Annotated in this window: 16 protein-coding genes; 3 read left to right on the top strand and 13 right to left on the bottom strand. The window is 72.6% G+C overall.

Annotated elements, in window-relative coordinates:
• Positions 1–44: 44 nt before the first annotated feature.
• Complete coding sequence (locus tag F593_RS29770) at positions 45–1064, top strand: IclR family transcriptional regulator (RefSeq protein ID WP_022927727.1); 1020 nt, start codon at positions 45–47, stop codon at positions 1062–1064.
• A gap of 57 nt (positions 1065–1121) precedes the next feature.
• On the opposite strand, the gene obgE is transcribed toward F593_RS29770, so the two are convergent.
• Positions 1122–2468 carry a GTPase ObgE gene (gene obgE, locus F593_RS0105355; protein ID WP_022927726.1) on the bottom strand — a complete coding sequence of 449 codons (1347 nt, stop codon included), beginning with the start codon at positions 2466–2468 and terminating at the stop codon, positions 1122–1124.
• Between the two features lie 78 nt (positions 2469–2546).
• Here obgE and F593_RS0105350 point away from each other — a divergent pair, with 78 nt between their 5' ends.
• The gene (locus F593_RS0105350; RefSeq protein ID WP_022927725.1) at positions 2547–3236 is read left to right on the top strand and encodes an SDR family oxidoreductase; all 690 of its coding nucleotides are present in this window, start codon (positions 2547–2549) and stop codon (positions 3234–3236) included.
• A 127-nt stretch (positions 3237–3363) separates the two neighbouring features.
• Positions 3364–3750 carry a hypothetical protein gene (locus F593_RS22645; protein ID WP_022927724.1) on the top strand — a complete coding sequence of 129 codons (387 nt, stop codon included), beginning with the start codon at positions 3364–3366 and terminating at the stop codon, positions 3748–3750.
• 113 nt (positions 3751–3863) lie between these two features.
• On the opposite strand, the gene rpmA is transcribed toward F593_RS22645, so the two are convergent.
• From rpmA to F593_RS31050, 12 genes are all read right to left on the bottom strand, one after another.
• On the bottom strand, positions 3864–4142 hold the full coding sequence (gene rpmA / locus F593_RS0105340; RefSeq protein ID WP_022927723.1) for a 50S ribosomal protein L27: 279 nt from the start codon (positions 4140–4142) through the stop codon (positions 3864–3866).
• A gap of 30 nt (positions 4143–4172) precedes the next feature.
• On the bottom strand, positions 4173–4478 hold the full coding sequence (rplU, locus tag F593_RS0105335; protein ID WP_022927722.1) for a 50S ribosomal protein L21: 306 nt from the start codon (positions 4476–4478) through the stop codon (positions 4173–4175).
• Between the two features lie 5 nt (positions 4479–4483).
• Positions 4484–6823, bottom strand: a complete 2340-nt coding sequence (locus F593_RS0105330; RefSeq protein ID WP_022927721.1) for an Rne/Rng family ribonuclease — start codon at positions 6821–6823, stop codon at positions 4484–4486.
• 9 nt (positions 6824–6832) lie between these two features.
• Positions 6833–8026, bottom strand: a complete 1194-nt coding sequence (locus F593_RS0105325; RefSeq protein WP_022927720.1) for an FtsW/RodA/SpoVE family cell cycle protein — start codon at positions 8024–8026, stop codon at positions 6833–6835.
• Positions 8026–10332: a penicillin-binding transpeptidase domain-containing protein gene (locus F593_RS27815; RefSeq protein WP_022927719.1), complete on the bottom strand. Its 2307-nt coding sequence runs from the start codon at positions 10330–10332 to the stop codon at positions 8026–8028. The genes F593_RS0105325 and F593_RS27815 overlap by 1 nt, the downstream gene beginning before the upstream one ends.
• On the bottom strand, positions 10329–10976 hold the full coding sequence (gene mreD, locus F593_RS27810; RefSeq protein WP_022927718.1) for a rod shape-determining protein MreD: 648 nt from the start codon (positions 10974–10976) through the stop codon (positions 10329–10331). Before mreD ends, F593_RS27815 begins: the two co-directional genes overlap by 4 nt.
• Positions 10973–11857 (bottom strand): rod shape-determining protein MreC, encoded by an 885-nt coding sequence (locus tag F593_RS0105310; protein WP_022927717.1) that lies wholly within the window; start codon positions 11855–11857, stop codon positions 10973–10975. The genes mreD and F593_RS0105310 overlap by 4 nt, the downstream gene beginning before the upstream one ends.
• 61 nt (positions 11858–11918) lie before the next feature.
• Positions 11919–12977: a rod shape-determining protein gene (locus F593_RS0105305; protein ID WP_022927716.1), complete on the bottom strand. Its 1059-nt coding sequence runs from the start codon at positions 12975–12977 to the stop codon at positions 11919–11921.
• A 234-nt stretch (positions 12978–13211) separates the two neighbouring features.
• Positions 13212–13814: a Maf family nucleotide pyrophosphatase gene (locus F593_RS22630; protein WP_022927715.1), complete on the bottom strand. Its 603-nt coding sequence runs from the start codon at positions 13812–13814 to the stop codon at positions 13212–13214.
• A gap of 46 nt (positions 13815–13860) precedes the next feature.
• Positions 13861–14268, bottom strand: coding sequence for a nucleoside-diphosphate kinase (gene ndk, locus F593_RS22625; protein ID WP_022927714.1), 408 nt, complete (start codon positions 14266–14268; stop codon positions 13861–13863).
• A gap of 111 nt (positions 14269–14379) precedes the next feature.
• Complete coding sequence (locus F593_RS22620) at positions 14380–14952, bottom strand: double zinc ribbon domain-containing protein (RefSeq protein ID WP_022927713.1); 573 nt, start codon at positions 14950–14952, stop codon at positions 14380–14382.
• 63 nt (positions 14953–15015) lie between these two features.
• A complete protein-coding gene (locus F593_RS31050; protein ID WP_022927712.1) occupies positions 15016–15150 on the bottom strand; it encodes a hypothetical protein in 135 nt (44 codons plus the stop codon).

Below are 15150 nucleotides of genomic sequence, written 5' to 3'. Positions count from 1 at the left end.
GCAACTCCTCGGCAACCCGCGCGACCGCGCGTCATGCTGTGGCGGTGTCCGTACCCGATCACCCCCTCGACACACCCGACGCCGGTCCGGTCGACGTCGTCGCCGCGCCGCCGGCCGCCCTCGGCGACGACGCGCTCGCCGCACCGGACGACGCGCTCGCCGCGGGGGACGACGCGCTCCCCGGACCGGACGAGACGCTTGCCGGACCCGACGAGACGCTCGCCGCGCCGGACGAGTCCGCCTCGGCCCCGGCCCCCGCGGGCCGTCGCCCGCGCGCCGTGCGGCTGACGAAGGACCTCGACCTGCTGCGCGGCCTCGCCGCCGACCCGACGGGCGAGGGCCTCGGCGTCGTGCGCCTGGCCACCCAGATCGGCCGCGACAAGAGCCAGGTCTCGCGCAGTCTCCGCGCCCTCGTCGACACGGGGCTGGTCGAGCGCGATCCGGCCACGGGCCGCTACCACCTGGGCCTCGAGCTCTACGCGCTGGCCGCCGCCACCGCGCAGCGCCGCTTGCTGTCCGTGGCGCCCGACGTCCTCCGTCACCTCGCGGGCGAGCTCGACGAGACGGTCCACCTCTGCACGCTGCACGGCATCGACGTGCTCACGCTGCGCTCGGAGTCGCCTCCGACCCGCGCGACCGCGTGGGGCGCGTGGGAGGGCGAGACCGCGCCGGCGCACGCCACGAGTGCGGGCCGGGTGCTGCTCGCCGGCCTCTCCCCCGCCGCGCTGCGCGACCGCTACCGCGCCGCCGAGCTGGCGGGGGTCGCGCCCCGCAGCCGCGTCCAGAGCGTCGACGAGCTGAACGCCGCGATCTCCGAGGTCCGCGCGACGGGGATCTCCGTCGTGCGGGAGGAGCACGAGGAGGGCGCCATCGGCGTCTCGGCCCCCGTGCACGACTTCCGCGGCGAGCGCGTCGCCGCGGTGAACGTCTCGGGCGAGCGCCGCGTGATGGAGGACCGGGTCGACGACGTCGTCACCCGCGTGGCGGCCGCCGCCGCCCGGCTCTCGCGCCTGCTGGGTGCCCACACCACGGCGGACGGCGAGCTGCCGCGCCGCCCCACCTAGGGCGTGGGCGGCCGGCCCGCGCCGGCCGCGGGACCGCCGCCCGGGGCGCTCCGCCCGCTAGGCCTCGGGGTCGAACTCGAAGACGAGGCCGGCGATCTCGACGTCGTCGCCCGGCTCGAAGCCCTGGGACTGGAGCTCCTCGATGACGCCCATCTTGCGCAGGCGCTGCTCGACGTACTCCAGCGACTCCTCGTTGTCGAGGTCGTGGCGGGCCATGAGCCGCTCGATGCCGTCGCCGACGACGCGGTAGCCGCCCTCGCCGTCGGGCTCGACGGACCAGTCGCGCGCGACGCGCGGCCGGTAGACCTTGTGCTCGGCCAGCGGCGCGTCGCCGAGGTCGACGCCGGCGGTGGTCGCCACGGCGGGACGCGACGGCACCTTGCGCAGCAGGAGCGCGCGCAGCTCGTCGATGCCCTGGCCGGTGGCGGACGAGGTCACGAGGATCGGGATCTCCGGCTCGACCGGCTCCTCCCATTCCTCGAGCACCGGCACGTCCGGCCCGTCGAGGGTCTCGCGCCAGTAGGCGACGGCGTCCTGCACCTCCTCGGGGGTGACGATGTCGGCCTTGCTCAGCACGAGCACGCGCGGGAGGGTCGCCAGGCGCTCGTCGTACGCCGCGACCTCCTTCTCGATCGTCGCGTAGTTCTCGACGGGATCGCTGCCGTCCAGCGGCTTCATGTCGAGGACGTGCACGAGCATCCGGCAGCGCTCGACGTGGGCGAGGAACTCGTGGCCGAGGCCCTTGCCCTCGCTCGCACCCTCGATGAGGCCCGGGATGTCGGCGACGATGAGCTGGCGGCGCTCGCCGTCGATCGTGCCCAGCACGGGCTCGAGCGTGGTGAAGGGGTAGTTGGCGACCTTCGGCCGGGCGCGGGTGGCGCGGGTCAGCAGCGAGGACTTGCCCGCGTTGGGCAGCCCGATCAGGCCGACGTCGGCGAGCAGCTTGAGCTTGAGGTCGATCCAGCCCTCGTCGCCGGGGAGCCCCTTCTCGGCGAAGCGCGGCGCCTGGCGGGTGGCCGAGGCGAACCGGGCGTTGCCGCGTCCCCCTGAGCCGCCCTGGGCGACGACGACGGACTGCCCGGGGACGAGCAGGTCGTGGACCGTGCCATCGAGCCCCGTGACCTGCGTGCCCGGCGGGACCTTCACGATCAGGTCCTCGCCGTCGTGGCCCTTCTTCAGGGCACCCTCGCCGTGGCGGCCGCGGGGCGCCTTGTAGTGCACGCGCCGCGAGAAGGACTGCAGGTCGCGGTAGGAGTCGTCGCAGATCAGCTCGACGTGGGCGCCGCGTCCGCCGTCCCCGCCGTCCGGCCCGCCCTTGGGTACGTGCGCCTCGCGGCGGAAGGAGGTGCACCCGTCGCCGCCGTTCCCACCCTGGACGAAGATGTGCGCGGAATCGGACAGCACCCACCGATGGTCGCACGGACGCCCTGCCCCCCGCCGCGTGCCCACGGGGCGGCCCGGAGCGCGTGCCAGACTCGGGTCATGACCGATCGTAAGACGCTCCTCATCACCGGCGCCTCCTCCGGCATCGGCTCGGCCACCGCCCGCGCGGCCGTCGCCGCGGGCTGGAACGTCGCCCTCGCCGCCCGCTCGGAGGACAAGCTCGACGCGCTCGTGACCGAGCTCGGCGCCGACCACGCGCTGGCGACCGTCTGCGACGTGACCTCGTTCGAGGACCAGCAGGCGGCCGTCGCGGCCGCCACGGAGCGGTTCGGAGGCGTGCACGCCGCGTTCGCCAACGCGGGCTTCGGCGCCGCGCGCGGGTTCCGCGAGGAGACGCCGGAGCACTGGCGCGAGATGGTGCTGACGAACGTCCTCGGCGCCGCCCTCACGATCCGCGCCGTCATCGACCCGATCAGCGCGGTCGGCGGTCACGTGCTGCTCACGGGCTCCGTCGCGGGCCGCAAGGCCTTCCCCGGCAGCCTCTACTCGTCCACGAAGTTCGCCGTGGGCGCGATGGCCGAGTCGCTGCGGGCCGAGCTCAACGGCACGGGCGCCCGCGTGACGCTGATCGAGCCGGGCATGGTCGACACCCCGTTCTTCGACGAGAAGCCCGAGATGGAGGCGCTGCACGCCGACGACGTCGCCGAGGCGGTCCTCTGGGCCCTCTCCCGCCCCGCGCGCGTCGACGTCAACGACATCCTCATCCGCCCGACGGCCCAGGACTCGTAGCCGCCCGAGACGCCCGGGGTGGGTCACGCGCCTCCGCGGGTGCCCCGGGCCGGGCCGCAGTCCGACGAGGCCCGCCCCGAGACGTCCGGGGTGGGTCCCGCACACCTCTCTCGGGTAGGGGGAGGCCATGAGCATCCTCACGCCCCAGAACGTCTCCCGCGCCATCGGCGTCAGCCGCATCGCCGTCGGGGTCGCCCTCATCGCGGCCCCGGGGCGCGTCGGGCAGGCGTGGCTCGGCGAGGGCGGGAAGACGGCCCCGACCAAGGTGGCGCTGCAGGGCCTGGGCGTCCGGGACGCCCTCATCGGCATGGCGGTGGCCCACAGCGCCGGCGACCCGGCCCGCGGGTACCGCTGGGCCCGCACGAGCGCGATCGGCGACGCGGTCGACCTGGCCGCCACGCTGAACGCTCGCGAGCTGCTCCCCCGCTCCGGCGTCGTCGCCACCGCCGCCCTGGCGGGTGCCGGCGCCGTTCTGAGCATCGCCACGAGCGAGTGGCTGCGCCGCAGCGCCTAGCGCCCCGGCGTCCCGCCCCCGGAACGACGACGGCCCGCCGATGGCGGGCCGTCCTCTCGTCCTGCGGTGCTGCGTCCGCCGCGCGTGGGGCGCGGCGGGGTGACGCGGGGTCGCTAGTCGGCGGCGACGGCCTCGGGGGCCGCCACGGGCTCGATCTCGACGACACGGCCACGCCAGCCGCGCTTGAAGGCGACGGTACCCGGCGCCTTCGCGTAGAGCGTGTCGTCCTTGCCGATGCCGACGCCGGTGCCCGGCTTGAAGCGGGTGCCACGCTGGCGGACGATGATCTCGCCGCCCGTGACGATCTGGCCGCCGAACACCTTCACGCCGAGGCGCTGGGAGTTCGAGTCGCGGCCGTTGCGAGAGGAGCCGAGGCCCTTCTTGTGTGCCATGAGTTCTGGTGCTCCTTCGAGTCTTCGGCGCTAGGCCGAGATCGAGTCGATGCGGATCAGCGTGAGCGGCTGACGGTGGCCCGTGGTCCGCTTGTAGCCACGCTTGGGCTTGTACTTGAAGATGCGGATCTTCGGGCCCTTCGTGTGCTCCACGATCGTGGCGCCCACGTTCGCGGACTTCAGCGCGTCAGCGCTGATCGCGATGGAGTCTCCACGAACGAGCACGGGCTCCAGGGTGACGGCAGCGCCAGCATCGGCGTCGAGCTTCTCGACCAGGATCTCCTGGCCCTCTTCGACGCGGTACTGCTTGCCACCGGTCTTGACGATTGCGTACATACGGCTCACTCGGACGAGATGGTCTCTGCGGTCTCACCCGTGGGCGGGTCCTCGGGGGACGCGGCAGAGCGGCGCGCACCACCAGTGCGACGCCGGACGGAAGAGGATACGTCATCCGCGGCCTCGCCGTCGGGCCGTGCTTCACCACGACCGCGCCCACGGCGACCGCGGCCGCGCGAGCGGCGGCGCGGCTTGTCCTCGCCCAGCTCGGACGGGTCGGCCTCCCCCGCCTCGACGGCGGCGACGAGCTCGACCTCCTCGACGGCGTCCAGGATCTCGTCCGCGGCCTCCACGACCTCGTCGGCCGCGGCCTCGAGCTCGTCGGCGTCGACGGGGGCGTCGATCTCGAGGACGTCGTCCTCCGTCGCCTCCTCGTCGACCGACTCCTGGGCGGCCTCCTCGGCGCGCGCGGCGGCCGAGCGGCTACGACGGCGGCGCGAGGAGCGCTTGGACGTCGTGCCCGTGGCGGTGCCGGGGTCCGGCGCCGCAGCGCCCTTGTCGGCCGGCAGGACCGCGTCGGGGCCCACGAGCACGGCGCTGGCCGACGTGCGGCCGGCGCGCTCGATGCGGACGAGCTTCTTCTCGCCGACGAAGCGGCCGCCGTTCGTCACGGAGACGACGTAGCCGCCGACCTTCGCGACGGCGTCGTCCACGTTGTACATGTGCGGCTCGACGATCTGGACGAGGACCTCCTCGCCCTCGCCGAACGGGATCGCCCGCTCGCGGACGTCGTCGATGGAGCCCTCCATCACGACCTCGAAGTCGTCGAGGGGCAGACGTTCCGTGCCCTCGAAGACGAAGTAGCGGCCCGTCTGGGCCTCGAGCTGGTGCAGCACCTTGGCGCTCTGGCCGGTGAACTCCGCGACCACGCCGGGGTGCATGCGCACGAGGAACGCCTGGGACGCCTCGGGGGCGCGGGCGGCGATCTCGCGCAGCTGGCGCTCGAACTCGATCGCGAGGGTCTCCTCGCTCTTGATGACGCCGTCGCCGTCGCACGTCGGGCAGGCGCGGGTGATGACCTCGCGGGCGCCCTCCGTCACGTTCTGGCGCGTCATCTCGACGAGCCCGAGCTTCGAGATCTCGGCGGTGAAGGTCTTCGTCCGGTCCTCCGCGAGCTTCGCGCGGAGCGTCTTCAAGACCTCGCGCTGGTTGCGCGCACGGGCCATGTCGATGAAGTCGATGACGATGATGCCGCCGATGTCGCGCAGGCGCAGCTCGTTGACGACCGCCTCGGCCGCCTCGAGGTTCGTCCGCGTGATCGTGTCCTCCAGGCGGGCCTGCTTGCCCTTGCCCGTGAACGAGCCGGAGTTGACATCGATGACCGTCAACGCCTCGCCGTAGTCGATCATGAGGTAGCCGCCCGAGGGCAGGTCGACACGGCGACCGAGCAGGCCGTCGATGACGTCCTCGACCTCGTAGGCCTCGAACAGCGGGGCCGAGTCCTCCCACAGCTCGACCTTGTCGACGAGCTCCGGGGCCGTGCGGGTGAAGAACGACTTCAGGCGCTGGACCTGGGCCGGGTCGTCGACGATCGCCTTCTCGAACTCCGAAGAGAAGATGTCGCGGACGACGCGGACGGAGAGGTCGGCCTCCTGGAAGACCATGCAGGGGCCCCTGAGCTCCTGCGCCCGCTGCTCCAGGACCTCGTGGAGCTTGAAGAGGTACGGCAGCTCACGCTCGAAGTCCTCGCGCACCGCGCCGCGCGCGGCGGTGCGGACGATCGCCCCGCCGCCGTTGAGCTCGAGGTCCTTGACCTCGCGCCGCAGGCGGTTGCGCTCGTGGTCGTCGACCTTCTTCGAGACGCCGACGCCCTCGCCCTTCGGGGCGTAGACGAGGTAGCGGCCCGCGATGGTCAGATCCATCGTGACCCGCGCGCCCTTCGTCTTCAGCGGGTCCTTGGTGACCTGCACGACGAGCTCGTCGCCGGGCTTGATCAGGTCGGAGATCTTCGTGCCGTCGTGGCCACCGTGGCCGCGGCGGACGGTCTTGACGCCGGGGAGACGGATCTCGTCGACGTGGAGGAACGCGTTCTTCTCCAGCCCGATGTCGACGAACGCCGCCTCGAGCCCGGGCAGCACGTTGTCGACGCGACCCTTGTAGACGTTGCCCACGATGGAGCGGTTCGAGCGCCGCTCGAAGTAGAGCTCGGCGACGCGGTAGTCGGACGACGGCTTCTTGCCGCCCCGTCCGCGGCCTCGCCGGCGACGGCCACCCGTTGAGGTGCTCTCGCCGTTGGGGGCGGCGGCGGCTGCGCCGTCGCTGCCCTGCCCGGCGGATTCGGTGGACTCCAGGAGCGCGACGCGGGTCTCCCCGCGGTCCACGCTCACGAGGACCTGTTTCCTCATGGTTGCCTATCAGTCGGTTCTGTCCACGGTCGGGCCTCGTCGCGTCGCTGCCCGACCCTGCGCGTAGATCGCCTGGAGCAGGCCGATCGCGAGGTAGGTGGACAGGACGGAGGACCCGCCGTAGCTCACAAGTGGGAGTGGGATGCCGGTGATCGGCATGATGCCGACGTTCATCCCTGCGTTGACCAGGACCTGGAACAACAGCATGGCCAAGATACCGGCCGCGAGCACCGCGCCGTAGAAGTCTCTGGCCGTGGAGAGGATCCGGAGCCCTCGCCACATGACCAACGCGAACAGCGAGAGGACGATCGCGGTGCCCACGAACCCGAACCGCTCGCCGATCGAGGCGAAGATGAAGTCGGTCTGCTTCTCAGGCAGGTAGCCCAGCTTCTGCTGGGTCGCCTCGTCGCCGCGACCGGTCTTCTGCCCCGAGCCCACGGCCGCCTTCGCCTGCTTGAGCTGGAACGTCGCCTCGTTCGCGTCGTTCTCCGGGTTCAGGAAGGCCGTGATGCGGTCCACCTGGTAGGGGCGGAGCACGTCGACGCCGGCGGCCGGCAGCACGCCGAGCACGCTGACGACGGCCACGACCCCCACGACCCCGATGGTCGCGAGGTGCTTGCCCGGTGCCCCGCCGATCAGCAGCACGGCCAGCGCGATCGCCCCGTAGACGAGGGACGAGCCGAAGTCGGCCGTGAGCGCCGCCGGCAGCAGCACGAGCAGCAGGACGCCGCCCGTGGTGCGCCAGGAGTGCGCGTCGTGGCGGCGGTCGACGATGAAGCTCGCGCCGACGACGGCCACGAGCACCTTGCCGAGCTCGGAGGCCTGGAAGCTGAAGAAGCCGAGGTTGATCGACAGCGTGGTGCCGTTGACGTTCTGCCCGAACAGCGCCACGGCGACGATCGACCCGAGCGTGAACGCGTAGAGCGGCCAGCGGATGGCCTGCCAGCGCGCGTAGTCGACGCGCGAGACGACCGCGGCGATGCCGAGGCCGACGAGCGCGTAGGCGGCCTGGCGGACGACGAAGGAGTTGCCCTCCGTCGCGCCGGCGAGAGCGATCACGGAGCAGAGGCTCAGCGCGACCGCGGCGAACGCGAGGATGGGATCGAAGGGCAGGCTGACGTCGACGACGTCGGCCATCGACCGCCGCCGGCGACGCGGAGCGCGCAGCCCGACGGAGCCGGCGGTGGAGCGGTCGGTCGCCATCACTCGGTCGCGTTCGCGTCGCTCTTCGCGCCGGCGCAGGTCGCGGTGGACGGGGGCTGCTCGAACCACGTGCGCAGCATCCGGCAGACGATCGGCGCGGCGGTCGTGGTGCCGAAGCCGCCGTTCTCGACGGTGGCCGCGATCACGATCGGCCTCTCGGCGTCCGGCACCATCGCGGCGAACCACGCCTGGTCCGGGCAGGTCGAGTCGTTGCAGCGCTGGGCCGTGCCCGTCTTGCCGTAGACGGGGTAGCGCCCGTGGTCCCAGCCGTCGAACACGCCCGCGGCGGTGCCGCCGGGGAGCGTCACGGCGTGCAGGCCCTGGAGGATCTTCTGCTTCCAGGTCGGGTCGCCGACGTCGACGGTCCGGCGCTTCTTCGTGTCGAACTTCTGCTCGAGCACGCCGGTGGAGGTCTGGATCTGCGTGCCGAGCTGCGGGGTCGGGAAGTGCAGCTGCGACGTCTCCTTACCCGGCTCGTCGTAGAGCCCGGCGTAGGAGACGGCGACCTGCAGCGGCGTGGCGAGGAAGTCGCCCTGCCCGACGGACAGGTTCACGTTGTCGCCCAGGAGGAATTGGCCGTTGATGTCGCCGACGAGGCCGCAGGAGGCCTTGCCCTCGTCGCGGCGGCAGTCCAGCTCGGCCTGGTTGCGCTGCTTGCGCCACGCGCTGTCGGGGATGACGCCGGGTGCCTCGCCGGGCAGGTCGACGCCCGTGCGCTTGCCGTAGCCGAACAGGCCGGCCCACGTCTGCAGCGGCTTGTCCTTCTGCTTGTAGAGCGCGGCGCCGATGTCGTAGTAGTAGACGTCGGAGGAGACCTGGAGAGAGCGCACGAGGTCCGAGGGCCCGAGGTCCTCCTTGCCGGCGTTGCAGAACTCCTGCCCCGCGGTGCCGAAGGTCCGGCAGGCGCCGCCGGCCGTCTGGGCGTCGGGCGTGACGACGCCCGTCGACAGCCCGGCCATGGCGGAGACGATCTTGAACGTGGAGCCCGTCGGGTACTGGCCGAGAATCGCGCGGTTGAGCATCGGGGAGCCGTTGCGGCGCCCCGTCAGACGCTTGGACCGGCGCTGGGAGATCTGCCCGTAGATCGTGTTGAGGTTCAGCGTCGGATAGGACCCCATCGCGAGGATCTCGCCGTTGCGCGGGTCGAGCGCCACGTAGGAGCCGGCGGCGCGGTAGTTCGTCTTGGAGTCGATGGAGTTCCCGATCTCCTTCTCCATGCCGTACTGGCCGGTCTTCTCGAGCGCGGTGTCGAGCGAGAGCATGAGGCGGCTGCCCTGCTGGGCCTCTGTCTCCTGGACCCGTCCGGTGGGACGCCCCTGGGCGTCGACCTCGACGCGCTGCTCGCCGTCGCGGCCCTGGAGGTAGCTGTTGTACTCGTACTCCAGCCCGTCCTGGCCGATCTTCTGGCCGGCCTTCAGCCCGCGGTACTTCGTCTCCTTCAGCTGGCCCTCGCTGATCTGCCCGATGTTGCCGAAGAGCTGCGCGGCGAGCTCGCCCTGCGGGTAGCGCCGCAGGTACTCCTTCGTGACCGTGATGCCGGGGAAGTCCGCCTGACGCTCGAGGAGGTAGTTGCGGATCTGCGGCTTGACCCCTCGGCTCTTGAGCGGGACGCCGGCCCAGGGCAGCTTGAGCGTGTTGGAGACGACGCGCTCGTAGAGGGCGGGCGTGGACTCGCCGAGGATCTCGCCGATCCGGTCGAGCTTGGCCCGCAGCTCGGGCGTCGCGTCGCGGCTGACCCGCAGCGCCCTCGGGCGCTTGTCGGCCAGGCGCCGCGTGGCCTCGCGGTCCGCCGCGCGCTTGCGACGGGCCGTCCGGCGGCTCAACGTCTGGCGGCGGGCGCGGGCCTCGGCCGGCGTGAGGCGGTTCAGGCGACGCTCGAGCCGCTGCTGCTGCGCCTCGGTGCGGGTCTCGGCGCGCGCCTCGTCCTCCTTCCGCTGCACGTCGACGAGCTGCTCCGACAGGCGGTCGACCGCCACCTCGTACTCGCCCGTCTTCTGCCCCCAGTCCGCGATCGTGTCGCGGTCGTCGTCGGGGATCGCGTCGGCCTGCATCGTCACGACGATCGAGGCGCGGTTCTCGACGAGCGGCTTGCGGTTGCGGTCGACGATCATGCCGCGCGGCGCGGCGACGCGGACGACACGCACGCCGTTGCTCGCGGCCTGGGTCAGGTACTGCTCGCCCTGCAGGATCTGCAGGAACCACAGCCGCAGGAACAGGATCGCGAAGATCCCGAAGGCGATGATGCCGAACGCCGCGACGCGGAGCGCGAGCTGCGGGGTCGGTGTCCTGCGGTCACGGGAGCTCATCGGATACGCACGTCGAGGTCGGACGACGGGGAACGCCGGCCGTAGCTGCGGCGTCGACGGCGGCGGCGCGCTTCCTCGGGAAGCATCGGCAGCAGCCAGGCCTTCACCCGATTATGCACGGGGAGGGACAGGACGGCGTTGATCACCGAGGTGCCGACGATCACCCAGGCCATGCTCCCGGACACGCGGACGCCTTGTGTGAGCAGCAGCTCGACGACCCCGTAGACGACCAGGACGCCCGCCGTGCCGAAGAGGCCCACGACGACCGGCACGACGCTGCTCTCCGGGTCGCGCAGCTCGCCCAGGCGTCCGATCGCGTAGGCGGAGGTGATGTAGACGAGCGAGGTGATGCCCGTCGTCTGGCCCGTGATCAGGTCGAGCAGCAGGCCGACCCCGAAGGCGAACGCCACGCCGTGGAGCGGGCCGGCCAGCAGGGCGACCATGAGCACGCCGAGCAGCGCCAGGTCGACCTGCATACCGAAGAAGTGGAGCCGTCCGAAGATCGCGGCCTGGAGCAGGACGACGAAGACTCCCAGCACGACGAGCCGCAGCACGGGCTGCGGGCCGAGCTGGGCGTGGTCGGGGAGTCGCGGCCGACGGCGCCGGCGCGGGCCCGCGCGGCGGACCGGCGGCCGGGTGCTCACTGCCCGCGGTTCCCGTTGACGACGCGGGTGAGGACCTGGACGTTCTCGAGCGTCCGCAGGTCGACGAGCGGCTTGATGTGGGCGACCTGCTCGTCCGTGCGCTCGTTGTCGACGCGGGTGACCTTGCCGATGGGCAGTTCCGGCGGGGCGTTCGACGGGAACTGCGTCGTGTCGCCCACCGTGCCGGACGTGGCGACGAGGGTCCCCGGCTCGATGTCCGTCGTGGACGGCACGAAGTCGAGCTCGAGGTCGTCGACGGTGCCGGCCCCGGCCCCGTGGACGGTCAGGATCAGCCGGTTCGTCGCGAGGTCCTTCGTGACGAGGCGGGCGCCGACGGCCACGTCCTGGCTCGGCAGGAGCGAGACGGTCGCCTGCCCGCCGCTCACGGCGCTGACGAAGCCGACGAGCCCGGCACCCTCCCCCGCCGCGCCGACGACGGCCTGGCGCTCCTCGACCCCGTCGTTCGCGCCGCGGTCGATCGTGATCGTCGTGGCCCAGGCGGTCGGCGAGTGCCCGATGACGTTCGCCGGCACCGGGCTGTTGCGCTGCAGGTCGTACCGGGCGATCAGCGCCTGCAGCCGACGCTCGTTGGGGAACTTGCGCAGGCGCGACGTCAGGTCGACGTTCTCCTTGCGCAGCCGGGCGGCGTCCGCCCGCAGCTCCTCCGCCTCGCCCTTCGCGTCAGCGGTGTCGCCGACCCAGCGCACGAGGTCGCGCACGGGCTTGGCGATCTTCGAGGCACCCTCGCCCAGGGCGCCGATCGGCCCGCCGGTCGACGAGCCGCCGGTCGAGCCGAAGCCCGCGGTGATCAGGACGAGGCACACCACCACGAGGGCGGCGAGGAGCAGGCGACGGCGACGGCGGGCGGCGGGATCGATCAAAACAGGGGGTGCGCGAGGTGGGGGACGGCGCGCGGAGGCCGGCTCGGGCGGCGGCGGGTGCTCAGTAGCGGTTGCGGCGGCGCCCGTTGCGGGAGTGTCCGCGGTTCATCCGGTGGATGACCTCGAACTCCTCCAGCGAGCGCCCGGAGCCGACGGCCACGCACGTCAGCGGGGACTCTGCCAGGTGTGCGGGCATCTGCGTCTCCTCGCGGAGCCGCTCGTCCAGCCCGCGCAGCAGCGAACCGCCGCCCGCCAGCATGATCCCGCGGTCCATGATGTCGGAGGAGAGCTCGGGCGGCGTGCGGTCGAGCGTCTCCTTCACGGCCTCGATGATGGTCGAGAGGGGCTCCTCGAGCGCCGTCCGGACCTCCTCCGAGGTGATCACGACGGTCTTCGGCAGACCCGAGACCATGTCGCGGCCGCGGATCTCGGTCTGGACCTCCTCGACCATCGGGTACGCGGACCCGACCTCGAGCTTGACGTCCTCGGCCATCTGCGTGCCGATGAGCAGCTTGTACTCGCGCTTGGCGTAGGCGACGATCGCCTCGTCGAACTCGTCGCCGCCGACGCGGACGGACTGGGAGACGACGATGCCGCCGAGCGAGATCACGGCGACCTCGCTCGTGCCGCCGCCGATGTCGACGACCATGGAGCCGGTCGGCTCGGCGACGGGCAGGCCCGCGCCGATCGCGGCGGCCATCGGCTCCTCGATGAGGTACGCCTGGCGGGCGCCGGCCGAGATCGAGGCCTCCTCGACCGCGCGCTTCTCGACGCCGGTGACGCCGGAGGGCACGCAGACGACGACGCGGGGGTGCGCGAAGCGGTTCTGGTGCGCCTTCTGGATGAAGTGGCGCAGCATCTCCTCCGTCACGTCGAAGTCGGCGATGACGCCGTCCTTCAGCGGACGGATGGCCTGGATCGTCCCCGGGGTGCGGCCGAGCATGCGCTTGGCCTCGATGCCGACGGCGTGGACCTCGCCGGAGCGCGAGTCGATCGCCACGACGGACGGCTCCGACAGGACGATGCCGCGGCCCCGCACGTAGACGAGGGTGTTGGCGGTGCCGAGGTCGACGGCCATGTCGCGGCTGCCGATCCCGGTGAGATAGCTGAAGATGCTCATCGAGGCAGGGGCTCCGGGTCCTCGTGGATGTCGGTGGGAACGGGCGCGCGAGGGACGCGCGCCGGGCGGACCCACCGCCGCGGACCGGACGCGGAGTGTATCGGAGCCTCCACCCCGGCCCAGAGGTGCAGGCGGGCCTGCAAGCGCGGGCGCACCCGCGGTGGGCGCGCCGCCGCGACGAGGAGTGCCGCGGCGCCACCGACGCGCCGGTCGGCCGCCGGGGCGGGCAGGCGCTCAGCGCAGCAGCTGGGGCATGCGCCGCGCGAGCATCGCGACGGGCAAGCCCACGACGGTCCACCAGTCGCCGTCGATCCCGTCGACGAGCAGGCCGCCGCGCTCCTGGATGGCGTAGGCGCCGGCGCGGCCCTCCCACTCGCCCGTGCCGACGTACCAGGCGACGTCGGCCTCGTCGAAGAGCCGGAACCGCACGCGGGTCAGGTCGGCGTCCGCGAGCAGGACTTCGTGCCCCTCCCCCGCACCGGCGCGCACGACGGCGGCGGCCGAGGCCACGTGGTGGTCGGCGCCCGACCAGCGGGCGAGCATCGCGGCGGCCTCAGCGGCGTCGCCCGGCTTGCCCACGGCGCGGGGCATCGGCTCCGTGCGGTCGACGATCACCGTGTCGGCGCCGAGCACCAGGGTGCCGGCCGGCTCGAGGGCCGCGACGGCGCGCGCCTTGCGCAGCGCGTTCTCGACGGCGACCGCGACGGGCTCGCCGTCGGCGGTCTCCTCGACCCCCGCCACCCGCACGCGGTGCGGGACGCGGAGCGTCGTGAGGATCGTGCGGCGCTGGGGCGACGCCGAGGCGAGCACCAGCGCGGGGCCGGCGGGCGCGGGCACCGGACCGTCAGGGTCCGGGGTGCCGCTCCCGCCGGGGGTCATCGGCTCAGCCGAGCTCCGAGAAGAAGCGCTTGATCTCGATCTCGGCGTTCTCGTCCGAGTCCGAGCCGTGGACGATGTTCTCGCCGGCGGAGATCGCGAGGTCGCCGCGGATCGAGCCCATCGTGGCCTCGAGCGGGTTCGTGGCGCCGATGACCTGGCGGCCGACCTCGACGGCGGAGTCGCCCTCGAGGATCGCGGCGACGACGGGGCTCTGCGTCATGAAGGACACGAGCTCGCCGAAGAACGGCTTGTCGTTGAGGTGGGCGTAGTGCTCCTCGACGACGGCCGTCTGCAGCTGCACGAGCTTGAGGGCGGCGATCTTCAGGCCCTTGCGCTCGAAGCGGCCGAGGACGTCGCCGACGAGCTGGCGCTGGACGCCGTCCGGCTTGACGAGGATGAGGGTGCGGGACATGGGTCTCCTGCGCGGCGATCCGCGCGTCTGGGAGGTACGGACGCGGAAAGTGAAGCAGCCGCGCGGGGGCGCGTGTCGGCGGGGTGCGCCGCGGCCGGTGGCCGCGGCGGATCAGCGCCGGGCGCGGGGCTCGCCCCGGCGGCCCTCGCGGGGGTCCGGCTCGGCCTGCGGCTCGTCCTCGCCCGGCCCGCCCGGTCCTGCGGCACGGGCGCGGCGGCGACGCGGCGTGCGGCCGGGGATCTCCGTCTCGCAGAACGGGCAGATGCGCCACTCGGGATCGAGCGGGCGCGCGCAGCCCGTGCACTGGTCGCGCAGCTTCTTCAGGCAGGAGGGGCAGCGCAGGAAGTCCTTCTGCACCTGGTACTCGCAGTGCGGGCACAGGAGGACGCCGGACTGCAGCAGGCGGGCCTCGGCGGCCTGCATCTCGAGCTCGCGCTCGCGGACGTCGTCGAGGTACTCCGGCGGCCGCACGACCATGTAGATGATCGTGCCCGCGAAGGGCAGCACGAGCGCCGCGAGGGTCGCCGTGCCGATGAGGATCGGGTCGGAGATGCGGCGGCGCGCGTCGGCCCACGTGTAGTAGACGAGCGCCAGCCAGATCAGGACGACGAAGAGGACCAGCAGCTTCACGACCGTGTCGAGCGTGCTGTTGTTGATGCCGAACACGGCGAGAGGAGCAGGCATGGGGTTCACAGGAACGGTAGTTCGTCGCCGGGTCGGGTGATTCCTGGTACGGACACGCGCGGGCTAGACGAAGGCCCGGCCGAGGCCGTAACCGATCGCGAAGAACACGAGGATCACGACCGCGACGACGGCCGCGACCGCGAGCACCATGCGCAGGAACGGGATCTGGTCGTCGTGGCGAGGGGTGGACGAAGGCAT

Source organism: Patulibacter americanus DSM 16676, assembly GCF_000420025.1.
GTDB classification, from domain to species: Bacteria; Actinomycetota; Thermoleophilia; order Solirubrobacterales; family Solirubrobacteraceae; genus Patulibacter; species Patulibacter americanus.
Note: the sequence above shows the minus strand (reverse complement) of the source record. Positions and strands in the feature narration are given on the sequence as shown.

Coding starts and splice junctions, on each gene's coding strand:
- F593_RS0105350 (WP_022927725.1), top strand. CDS start 2,547: ATGACCGATCGTAAGACGCTCCTCATCACCGGCGCCTCCTCCGGCATC.
- F593_RS22645 (WP_022927724.1), top strand. CDS start 3,364: ATGAGCATCCTCACGCCCCAGAACGTCTCCCGCGCCATCGGCGTCAGC.
- rpmA (WP_022927723.1), bottom strand. CDS start 4,142: ATGGCACACAAGAAGGGCCTCGGCTCCTCTCGCAACGGCCGCGACTCG.
- rplU (WP_022927722.1), bottom strand. CDS start 4,478: ATGTACGCAATCGTCAAGACCGGTGGCAAGCAGTACCGCGTCGAAGAG.
- F593_RS0105330 (WP_022927721.1), bottom strand. CDS start 6,823: ATGAGGAAACAGGTCCTCGTGAGCGTGGACCGCGGGGAGACCCGCGTC.
- F593_RS0105325 (WP_022927720.1), bottom strand. CDS start 8,026: ATGGCGACCGACCGCTCCACCGCCGGCTCCGTCGGGCTGCGCGCTCCG.
- F593_RS27815 (WP_022927719.1), bottom strand. CDS start 10,332: ATGAGCTCCCGTGACCGCAGGACACCGACCCCGCAGCTCGCGCTCCGC.
- F593_RS0105305 (WP_022927716.1), bottom strand. CDS start 12,977: ATGAGCATCTTCAGCTATCTCACCGGGATCGGCAGCCGCGACATGGCC.
- ndk (WP_022927714.1), bottom strand. CDS start 14,268: ATGTCCCGCACCCTCATCCTCGTCAAGCCGGACGGCGTCCAGCGCCAG.
- F593_RS22620 (WP_022927713.1), bottom strand. CDS start 14,952: ATGCCTGCTCCTCTCGCCGTGTTCGGCATCAACAACAGCACGCTCGAC.
- F593_RS31050 (WP_022927712.1), bottom strand. CDS start 15,150: ATGCCTTCGTCCACCCCTCGCCACGACGACCAGATCCCGTTCCTGCGC.